Source organism: Streptomyces sp. NPDC000880 (genome assembly GCF_053599675.1).
Genome location: NZ_JBSFMS010000186.1, coordinates 1 through 9,535, shown reverse-complemented (window position 1 = coordinate 9,535; position 9,535 = coordinate 1). Strand labels below are relative to the sequence as shown.

The following is a 9,535-nucleotide window of genomic DNA, read 5'->3' as shown; positions in this document are numbered from 1 at the left end:
GGATCCTGCGCCTGAAGCATCGTGCCCATCGCCCCGTCAGCCACCACCACACGGGTAGCAAAGGCCTCACGCAAGGCTTCGATTCGGGTCCGGCTCATCCCAGTGCCGCCACGTGCGGAGCCAGTTCGGCGGCGGCTTCTTCTCCGTATGTGCCGCGGATGCGTTCCACCAGCCGGCCACCGTATCGCTGGGACGGCTGCGGGCCCGTGGTCTCCAGCACGGTCGTGGCCAGTGCGCTGCCCAGGTGGGCCGCGCCCTCCAGGCCCAGGCCCCAGGCGGTCGCCGCGAGGAAGCCCGCCCGGAAGGCGTCGCCGGCGCCGGTCGGCTCGAGTGTTCCGTTCGGCGGCACCGCCGCCACTTCGACCGGCAGCAGCCCGGCGCGGGCGATGTGGACGCCGTCCGCGCCCCGGGTGGTGACCCAGGTGCCGACCCGGCCCAGGATCTGCTGTTCGGTCCAGCCGGTCTTCTCCTGGATGAGCACGCTCTCGTACTCATTGGTGAACAGATAGGCGGGGTGGTCGAGCAGTTCGCGCACATCGTCGCGTTGCATGAACGCGAGCTGCTGGGACGGGTCGGCGGCGAACGCCAGCCCCAGGCTGTTGCACTCACGGGTATGGCGGATCATCGCGCCGGGGTCATTGGGCGAGATCACCACCAGGTCCAGGCCGCCGGCCCGTTTCCGCACCGGAGCCAGGTCGATCGTGCGGGCTTCGCTCATGGCTCCGGGGTAGAAGGAGCCGATCTGGTTGTTGTCGGCGTCCGTCGTGCACACGAAGCGCGCGGTGTGCAGCGATTCGCTGATGTGCACCGAGTCGGTGTCGACTCCGTTCTCCTTCAGCCAGACCTGGTAGTCGGCGAAGTCCGCGCCCACCGCTCCGACGAGGTAGGGGCCGATGCCCAGCCGTCCGAGGCCGAAGGCGATGTTCGCGGCGACGCCGCCTCGCCGGATCTCCAGCTCTTCGACGAGGAAGGAGAGCGACACCTTGTCGAGGCTGCCGGCGATCAGCTGCTCGGTGAACCGGCCTGGAAAGACCATCAGGTGGTCCGTTGCGATCGAACCAGTTACGGCTATGCGCACGGTCACTGCTCCTTGGTTCTGCGGTGGATGGTGCGTTGATCCGCCGCCGCTGAGTCGGCGCTCAGTCGGCGATGGCTGCCTGGCGCAGCTTCTCCGCGCGGTCGGTGGACTCCCAGGTGAAGTCGGGGAGGTCGCGGCCGAAGTGGCCGTACGCCGCGGTCTGCGCGTAGATGGGGCGCAGCAGGTCGAGGTCACGGATGATGGCCGCCGGGCGCAGGTCGAAGATCTGGTCGATGGCGAACTGGATGCGCGGCACGGGCACGGTCTCGGTGCCGAAGGTCTCGACGAACAGACCGACCGGGTCCGCCTTGCCGATCGCGTACGCGACCTGCACTTCGCAGCGGTGTGCCAGCCCCGCGGCGACCACGTTCTTGGCGACCCAGCGCATCGCGTACGCCGCCGAACGGTCCACCTTGGAGGGGTCCTTCCCGGAGAAGGCGCCACCGCCGTGGCGGGCCATGCCGCCGTAGGTGTCGATGATGATCTTGCGGCCGGTGAGGCCGGCGTCGCCGACCGGGCCGCCGATCTCGAACCGTCCGGTCGGGTTGACCAGCAGCCGGTAGCCCTCGGTGCGCAGTTGTACGCCGTCCTCGACGAGCTCCTGGAGCACCGGGCGTACGACGCAGTCGCGGATGTCCGGGATGAGCAGGGAGTCCAGGTCGATGCCGGGCGCGTGCTGCGAGGAGACCACGACGGTGTCGAGGCGGACGGCCTTGTCGCCGTCGTACTCGATGGTGACCTGGGTCTTCCCGTCGGGCCGCAGGTAGGGGACGGTGCCGTTCTTGCGCACGTCGGTGAGGCGCTGGGCGAGGCGGTGGGCGAGTGTGATGGGCAGCGGCATCAGCTCGGGCGTCTCGTCGGAGGCGTAGCCGAACATCAGGCCCTGGTCGCCGGCGCCCTGCTCGCCCAGCGCGTCCCCTTCGTCACCTGCGGCGGCACCCTCGACGCGCTTCTCGTAGGCGGTGTCGACGCCCTGTGCGATGTCGGGCGACTGTGCGCCGATGGAGACCGACACGCCGCAGGAGGCGCCGTCGAAGCCCTTCGCCGACGAGTCGTAGCCGATCTTCAGCACGGTCTCGCGGACCAGCTGCTGGATGTCGGCGTATGCATTGGTGGTTACCTCTCCGGCCAGGTGGACCTGGCCGGTGGTGATCAGCGTTTCGACGGCGACCCGTGACTTCGGGTCCTGCGCCAGCAGGGCGTCGAGGACCGCGTCGCTGATCTGGTCAGCGATCTTGTCGGGATGGCCCTCGGTCACTGATTCCGAGGTGAACAGGCGAAGGGACACGAATCCTCCAAATGCCGGGCGTGGTAGCCGCGTTGTCCTGCTGCTCTGCTGTCCTGGTGCCGCATTGCGGTCAGGCTGCGCTTCGGCCCTGCAAGGGGGCTCGAAGGCGGCTAAACGACGGTTATTCGGCCGTCGGCTGTGCGCTACGGGATCCGAACCACTCGATCCAGTTCATGGCGAAGAAGACGTCGCCGGAGATTTTCAGGCGTCCGCCGACGAAGGCGTCCGTGCCTTTCAACTCCCCGGTGGCCAGGGCGAGAAGGTCCTGCTTGTCGACCCCGATGGTCGCGTTCGGGGTGGCCGCGTCGCGGGCCGACGTGCAGTGGCCGTCGGCGACGGTGACATAGCGGTGCCGTACTCCCGACGGGGTGTTGATCTCGTAGTGGAAGATGCCGCCCCTGCCCCTGGTGCGTTCGGGGCGGAAGCAGGCGCGGAACCATACGAAGACCAGGTCGAGCATCCGGTCGTCGTCGTCCAGCGGGAGCTCCCCGACCAGTTCACCCGACGCCTCCGCTGCCTCGGCGAGGTCCCGGAGCCGCAGGTGCCAGTCGTCGTCGGTCACGGCCGTCCCCCTTTCGCCGCTTTCCCCTTGCCGGCAGCGGTGGTGTGCTCGATGAGTACGGAAGCGTCTTTGTCGCCGTCGCCCGCCGCGACCGCGGCGGCGAAGCTCTCGCGCACCTTGTCGAGGACGGGTAGCCCGACGCCCGCCAGGGCCGCGTCGTCGATGGCAAGGCGCAGGTCCTTCTCCATCAGCGTGGAGCGGAAGAAGGCGGGCTCGTAGGAGGACTTGCGCATCAGCTCGGCGCGGAACCTCATGACGACGGAGCTGAATCCGCTGCCTGCGATGGCGCCGAGCAGGCTGTCCCGGTCGAGCCCGGCCTCCACTCCGTACGCGACGGCCTCAGCGAGCGAGGCGACCTGGGCGCCGAGCAGCAGGTTGAAGATGAGCTTGATGGTGGCGGCCGTGCCGGGCTCGCCCAGGTGGACGACTTCGCTGCCGATGGTGTCGAGCAGCGGGCGGACCTCGTCGATGTCGTCCTCGTCGCCGCTGGTGTAGACGCGCAGCTTGCCTTCGCGGGCCTGGAAGGGGTTGCCGACGACACAGGCCTCGACCCGGCGCAGCCCGGCGGCCGACAGCCGGGCCGCCGACTCTTTCGCGTAGGCCGGGGAGACGGTGGAGGTGTCGATGACGACGGCGCCCGGGGCGAGTACCGGAACGATCTGCCCGAACAGCACGTCCTCCACGGCCGGTTCGTCACTCAGGCTGAGCACGACGACGGAGTGTCCCGCTGCGGCTTCCGCGGCGCTCGCGGCCACCGTGGCGCCGGCTTCCGCCAGCGTCCTGGTCTTGGCGGCGGTGCGGTTGAAGACGGTGAGGGACCGGCCGGAGTCGATCAGGCTGTGTGCCATCCCGGCGCCCATGTTGCCGAGACCGATGAACGCCACCGGTTGCGTGCCCGGGGCCGCCGTCCGCTGCGCGGGGACCTCGGCGGCCGGCGGCGCGGGCGGCAGGTCGTACACCGTCCGCGTCACTGCCATGTCGCCCGCGCCGCGGTACGGCCGCAGCCTGCGCCGGTGCTCGACATGCGCCTCGCTGAGCTCGAAGGCACGGAACGAGGGCTCGTCCGCCCAGTCGGTGATGACGTAGTAGACACGGTCCTCCTCGATGGAGCGCACCAGTGTCTGTCCTCGGTTGGCGGGCTGCCTGGCGATGGCCGATGCCACCTCCCACCAGACCTTCTCGAACTCCTCCTGCACGCCCGGGAGGATCTCCATCCGCAGGATCACGCGGATCGGTGGATTGTCGGCCATGGTTCTGCCTCCAAGAGCACGGTCCAAGAGCACGGGGATTCGGCGTCACGGTCTCCGCCCCCGCTCAACGCCCGATCGAGGCCTGCTCCGGTTGGGCGGTGTCTTTCGGATCAGGCCGGATCAGGGAGCGCTCGGGGGGCCCGGCCGATCCCCGCTCAAGAGGACTTCGAGGCCGGTGCCAAAACATGGCCCGGGCACGCCACGACCCCGCCCTGTCCGGTAACCGAGAAAGGAGTTCGTCTGTGACGACTCACGCTTCCCTCACGGACACGTCCAGCCCGGAGTCGCTCATCCGGCTCGGCACCGCCTTCTGCACGGCCAAGATCCTGCTGAGCGCGCTTGAACTGGACGTCTTCTCCACCCTCGCCGCCGGACCCGCCACCAAGGACGAGCTGGCCTCGTCGGCGGGCCTGCACCCTCGCGGCTCGGACGACTTCATCACCGCGCTGGTCACACTCGGCCTGGTCGAGCTGGAGGACGGCCGCTACCGCAACAGCCCGGCCGCCGACCGGTTCCTCGACCGCAACAAGCGGAGCTACGCAGGCGGCTTCCTGGAGCGCGCCAACTCGATGCTGTACCCGGCGTGGACGAATCTCACCGAGGCGCTGCGCACCGGGGAACCCCAGGTCAAGGGCAAGGAGGGGGACATCGTCGGGCAGATGGGCGACGACCCCGAGCATCTGCGGCAGTTCCTCGGCATGATGGACTCGCTCAACAGCCTGGTCGCCCCCAAGCTCGCTGCCGCTTTCGACTTCTCGGCGTACGAAACGTTCGTCGACGTCGGCGGTGCGCGGGGCAATCTGTCCGCGCTGCTCCTGGAAGCCCACCCGAAGCCGAAGGCGACCGTCTTCGATCTGCCGCACATGGGCTGGGCCTTCGACGAGCACATGGAGAAGCTGGGCACCCAGGACCGCATCAGCTTCGTCGGCGGTGACTTCTTCGTCGACTCGCTGCCCGAGGGCGATGTCCTGATCATGGGGCATGTGCTGCACAACTGGGGCGCCGAGCAGCGCCAGGGGCTGATCACCAAGGCATTCCAGGCCGTGCGCCCGGGCGGCGCGCTGCTGGTGTACGACCGCATGGTCGCCGAGCAGCCGACCGATCTGGTCAACCTGCTGATCAGCCTGGACATGCTGCTGGTCACGCACAGCGGCTCGGAGTACAGCACGAAGGACTGTGCCGACTGGATGCGCAAGGCCGGCTTCTCGCGCACCGAGTCCAAGGTGCTGAGCAACACCGACTCACTCGTCATCGCCTACAAGGACGAGTGACGCGCGATGCGACTCGGGATCAATCTCGTCCCCCAGGGCTGCGCGGAGACCGCGCAGGAGGCGGAGCGGCTGGGCTTCGACGTCGCCGCGGCCCCCGAGGGCTTCCGCTCGGACGCGGTCTCCGTGCTGGGCTGGGTGGCCGCGCGCACCAGCCGCATCGGCCTGCTCTCCACTGTCATCCAGATCCCGGCCCGTACGCCGGTGAGCATGGCGCTGACCGCGGCCACCCTGGACGGACTGTCCGGGGGCAGGTTCAGGCTCGGTCTCGGGATCTCCAACGCCCATGTGACGGAGGGCTGGCACGGCGCGCCGTTCGCCAAGCCGCTGGCCCGTACCCGGGAGTACGTGGAGGTGGTGCGGCGCACCCTGGCCCGGGAGGAAGTCACTTACGCCGGCGAGCACTTCGCGCTGCCGATGCCCGGCGGCAACGGCGGCGCATTCCGGCTCACCACCGAGCCGGCGCAGCCGCGGCTGCCGGTGTATCTGGCCGCGGTCGGTCCGCGCAGTCTGCAGCTGACCGGTGAGATGGCCGACGGCTGGGTCGGGGTGTTCTGCTCCCCGGAGCTCGCCAAGGAGGCGCTGATCCAGCTGCGTACGGGACGTCAGCGGGCGGGCCTGGACCTGGATGGCTTCGACGCGTTCGTGTCCGCCCCGATGGCGGTCGGCTCGGACGTACGGTCCGCGGCCGAGGCAATCAGCCACTATGTCGCCCGTTTCATGAGCCTGGGCGACAAGGACAACAACTTCTACTATCGCCTGGCCGTGCGGATGGGCCATGAGAAGGCGGCCGACGAGGTCCAGGACCGCTTCAGGTCCGGGGACGCGCGCGGCGCCGCGGCGGCGGTGCCGGTCGAATTCATCGACAGCACCTCGTTGCTGGGGCCGCCGGACCGGATCGCCCGCCGTATGTCGGACTTCGCCGCGGCCGGTGTCACCACCCTCGGGATCTCGCCCTACGCGCCCACCCTGGAGGGCCAGCTGGCCCTGGTGCGCGCGGCGGCCGAGGCCCACCGGCAGGCAGGTCTCGGCGACTGACGAGTGACGCACCGGAAGGGGCGAGCGACACATGCGGGTGCTGTTCACGAGCTGGGCATGGCCGACCCACTACTACCAGATGGTGCCACTGGCCTGGGCGCTGCGGGCAGCCGGTCATGAGGTGAGGGCGGCCAGTTCGCCCGCGCTGAGCGCGACGATCGCCGCTTCCGGGGTGCCCGCCGTGGCGGTCGGGGACGACAGCGTCGACGCCGTCGCCCGGATCCGCGACTACATACCCGGGCGAGCGCCCGTGTCGGCCGCCCGGCCGACACGGGCCAGGGGGCCGCGGGCGGTGTCGCTGTTCGCGGATCTGGCGGCCGCGATGGCGGACGATCTGGTGGCGTACGGCCGCGCCTGGCTGCCGGACCTGATCGTCTTCGAACCCACGGCGTACGCGGGCCCGTTGGCGGCCGCGGTTCTCGGGGTGCCTGCGGTGCGCTTTCCGTGGGGCGCCGATCTGATGCACCGGGCGGGCGCCGTGGAGCTGGAGCGCGAAGTCATGGCTCCGCTGTGCGAGCGCTTCGGCCTCGACGGCGTCGACCTGCTGGGCAGCCTGACCCTCGATCCCTGCCCGACCGGCATGCAGGTGCCCGCGGCGGAGGCGTCGCGTCCGATCGTGCGGCAGCCGGTGCGCCCGGTGCCGTACAACGGTTCCGGGTCGCTGCCCGTCCCGCTGCCGCCGGCCGAGCGCCGCCGGCCGCGGGTGTGCGTCACCTGGGGCACGACGGTGGGGCGCCTGCACAACGACATGTATCTCGCCCCGCGGGTCGTCGACGCGCTCGAGACGCTCGACGTCGGAATCGTGGTCGCGGTCGCCCGCGAGCAGCGGCATCTGCTGGGTGAGGTGCCCGAGCGGGTGAAGGTGCTGGAATCGGTGCCCCTGCACGCCGTACTGCCCCACTGCGACGCGGTGGTGGCTCACGGTGGCGCCGGCACGATCCTCACCTCGCTCGCCGCCGGGCTGCCGCAGCTGGTGGTTCCGCAGCTGATCGACCACACCTTCAACGCCCAGCGGTTCACGGCAACCGGGGCGGGACTGAGCCTCGGCAAGGACGAGGCCGAGCCGGTGCGGATCCGTACGGCGGTGCTCGATCTCCTTCACGAGCCCGCGTACCGCAAAGCCGCACAGGAAGTGCGCCAGGAGATCCAGTCGCGTCCGTCCCCGGCCCGGATCGTCGACGTCCTCACCGGACTCGCGGCAGCGGGCCCGGCCAGTCCTCCGGCCGAAGGAGGCCGCTGATGCAGATCGGTGTGGGACTCCCCTCCACCGTCCCCGGGGCCCGCCGGGACCAGATCATCGACTGGTCGCGGCAGGCGGAGCTGTTCGGCTTCTCCACGCTCGGGGTCCTCGACCGTCTGGTGTACGACAACTACGAGCCGCTGATCGCGCTCACGGCGGCCGCCGCCGTGACCGACCGGATCAAGCTGGCAACTACGGTGCTGACCCCGCCGTACCGCAACAACACCCCTCTGCTGGCGAAGCAACTGGCGTCGCTCGACCGCCTGTCCGGGGGCCGTCTGACGCTCGGTGTCGCGGCGGGGAACCGGGAGGACGACTTCGCGGTGTCGGGTGTTCCGCACTCCGCGCGCGGGCCCGTGCTGGACTCGCTGCTGGTCGACCTGGCCCGGATCTGGGACGGCGACGGCCTCGGCTTCGACCGGCTTGTCGGTCCGACTCCGCAGACGCCGCCGCCGGTGCTGGTCGGCGGCACGTCCGACGCGGCGTTCCGGCGCGCGGCGAAGTACGGTCGCGGCTGGATCGCCGGCGGAAGCTCGCCGTCCGGCTACCGGGCCAACGCAGCGCGGGTCACGGCCGCCTGGGAGAAGGCCGGACGGACGGACAGGCCGCATCTGGTGACTCTGCTGTACTTCTCGCTGGGCGCGGCGGCCGCGGACCGGGCCAAGGAGTATCTGCTGGACTACTACGCCTTCAGCGGGCGGGCCGAGTCCATCGTGGGCATGGCGTTCACCGACGCGGACCGGTTGCGGCGGGCGGTGAAGGAGTACGAGGAGGCCGGCTGCGACGAGATCGTCTTCATGCCGTGCGGCAGCGACACCGGCCAGCTCGAACTCCTCGCCGACGCGGTGCTGTGATGGTGGAACGGGAGAAGTCGCGTACCGCCCTCGTGACGGGTGCGAACCGGGGTCTCGGCCTGGCGGTCAGCACGCTGCTGCATGCGCGCGGCTTCCGTGTGGTGCTCGGCGGCCGCGACGAGGAGGCGGTGACCGCGGCGGCATCGGAACTCGGCGCGGGCGCGGAGGCAGTCGCCCTCGATGTCTCGGACGACGCGTCGGTCAAGCGCGTGGCGGAACGGGTGGGGCGCGTCGACGTCCTGGTGAACAACGCCGGGACGTTCCTCGACCGCGGTGACCCGCCGTCCGCCGTCCCGCTGTCGCTGGTCGAGGCTACGCTCGCGGTGAACGTGCTGGGCGCGTGGCGGGTCTCCCAGGCCTTTCTGCCGGCGATGGTTCAGTACGGGTGGGGCCGGGTGGTGATGGTCTCCAGCGGTACGGGCTCCTTCACCAACGGGCTTTTCCCGCAGGCGCCGGCCTACTCGGCGTCCAAGGCCGCGCTGAACGCGGTGACCGTGCTTCTGGCCAAGGAGACGGACGGCACGGGTGTGCTGGTGAACGCCGTCAACCCGGGTCTGGTCCGCACGCGGATGCGTCCCGATGCCGAGCGCTCGCCGGAGGACGCGGCTGCGGATATCGCGTATGCCGCGACGTTGCCGGACTCGGCGCCGAGCGGGGTGTTCTTTCGCAGCGGTGCAGTCGTTGGCTGGTGAGTCGCGCGCCTCGTAGTACGCGCCTGCGGCGGGCCTGTTCCCCGACCCGCCCCTTCCCGAACTGGGGCTCCGCCCCAGGACCCCCGTACGGCCTTCGGCCGTGTCCTTGATCTCCCCCAGACGAAATCTGGGGGAGATCAAGCGCGGGGCCCGGGGCTGAGCCCCCGAAACTAAGCCTCGATCCACCGACTGTCCCGTGTCCCGTGGATAGAGAAATGAAGAGAGGTGCCTGCTGACCTGCGAAGATGGGAGTTACCACACAACC

General features: G+C 70.2%; 9 protein-coding genes. 5 read left to right on the top strand and 4 right to left on the bottom strand.

Annotated elements, in window-relative coordinates; translation table 11 throughout:
• Nucleotides 1–94: 94 nt before the first annotated feature.
• The 4 genes from ACWDO5_RS33905 to ACWDO5_RS33890 form a co-directional block, all read right to left on the bottom strand.
• Nucleotides 95–1,078, bottom strand: a complete 984-nt coding sequence (locus tag ACWDO5_RS33905) for a carbohydrate kinase family protein (protein WP_450534401.1) — start codon at nucleotides 1,076–1,078, stop codon at nucleotides 95–97.
• 61 nt (nucleotides 1,079–1,139) lie between these two features.
• On the bottom strand, nucleotides 1,140–2,366 hold the full coding sequence (gene metK, locus ACWDO5_RS33900; protein WP_450534400.1) for a methionine adenosyltransferase: 1,227 nt from the start codon (nucleotides 2,364–2,366) through the stop codon (nucleotides 1,140–1,142).
• A gap of 121 nt (nucleotides 2,367–2,487) precedes the next feature.
• Nucleotides 2,488–2,928, bottom strand: coding sequence for an SCP2 sterol-binding domain-containing protein (locus ACWDO5_RS33895; protein ID WP_450534399.1), 441 nt, complete (start codon nucleotides 2,926–2,928; stop codon nucleotides 2,488–2,490).
• Nucleotides 2,925–4,178 carry an NAD(P)-binding domain-containing protein gene (locus ACWDO5_RS33890; protein ID WP_450534398.1) on the bottom strand — a complete coding sequence of 418 codons (1,254 nt, stop codon included), beginning with the start codon at nucleotides 4,176–4,178 and terminating at the stop codon, nucleotides 2,925–2,927. Before ACWDO5_RS33890 ends, ACWDO5_RS33895 begins: the two co-directional genes overlap by 4 nt.
• 242 nt (nucleotides 4,179–4,420) lie before the next feature.
• On the opposite strand from ACWDO5_RS33890, the gene ACWDO5_RS33885 reads away from it, so the two are divergent.
• The 5 genes from ACWDO5_RS33885 to ACWDO5_RS33865 are packed head-to-tail and all read left to right on the top strand — an operon-like array spanning nucleotide 4,421 to nucleotide 9,270.
• Nucleotides 4,421–5,449 carry a methyltransferase gene (locus tag ACWDO5_RS33885; RefSeq protein ID WP_450534397.1) on the top strand — a complete coding sequence of 343 codons (1,029 nt, stop codon included), beginning with the start codon at nucleotides 4,421–4,423 and terminating at the stop codon, nucleotides 5,447–5,449.
• Between the two features lie 6 nt (nucleotides 5,450–5,455).
• A complete protein-coding gene (locus ACWDO5_RS33880) occupies nucleotides 5,456–6,484 on the top strand; it encodes an LLM class flavin-dependent oxidoreductase (protein ID WP_450534396.1) in 1,029 nt (342 codons plus the stop codon).
• A 31-nt stretch (nucleotides 6,485–6,515) separates the two neighbouring features.
• Nucleotides 6,516–7,724, top strand: a complete 1,209-nt coding sequence (locus tag ACWDO5_RS33875; RefSeq protein ID WP_450534395.1) for a nucleotide disphospho-sugar-binding domain-containing protein — start codon at nucleotides 6,516–6,518, stop codon at nucleotides 7,722–7,724.
• Entirely contained in the window at nucleotides 7,724–8,578 is an 855-nt protein-coding gene (locus ACWDO5_RS33870) for an LLM class flavin-dependent oxidoreductase (protein ID WP_450534394.1), read from the top strand. Before ACWDO5_RS33875 ends, ACWDO5_RS33870 begins: the two co-directional genes overlap by 1 nt.
• Nucleotides 8,578–9,270 (top strand): SDR family NAD(P)-dependent oxidoreductase, encoded by a 693-nt coding sequence (locus ACWDO5_RS33865; RefSeq protein WP_450534393.1) that lies wholly within the window; start codon nucleotides 8,578–8,580, stop codon nucleotides 9,268–9,270. Before ACWDO5_RS33870 ends, ACWDO5_RS33865 begins: the two co-directional genes overlap by 1 nt.
• The last annotated feature ends 265 nt before the right edge of the window (nucleotides 9,271–9,535 follow it).